1 protein-coding gene is annotated in these 223 nt (G+C 52.5%); it reads left to right on the top strand.

Annotation, left to right across the window (positions count from 1 at the left end; all coding sequences use genetic code 11):
• Positions 1–223 (top strand): transposase (locus tag CKO50_RS23080; RefSeq protein WP_141240178.1); only part of this gene is annotated, 223 nt, incomplete at both ends.

Genomic DNA, 223 nt, shown 5'->3' with positions numbered 1-223 from the left:
CAGGAAAGCCTGTTCAAACAATATGGTATCGCGCTGAGCAGGCAGACCATGGCGGACTGGGTGATCCGCTGCGCCAGTTTATTTAAACCGCTCTACGACAGACTGCACGAAGTGTTGCTACAGCAACCGGTACTGCACGGCGATGAAACCACGGTTAAAGTGGTGAAAGAAGACAAACAGACCAGTTACATGTGGCTGTATTGCAGCGGCACGGATTCGCCTG

The sequence above is a fragment of the Pseudoalteromonas sp. HM-SA03 genome, from assembly GCF_002289345.1.
Taxonomy (GTDB): Bacteria; Pseudomonadota; Gammaproteobacteria; order Enterobacterales; family Alteromonadaceae; genus Pseudoalteromonas.
This window is presented reverse-complemented; position numbering and strand designations above follow the sequence as displayed.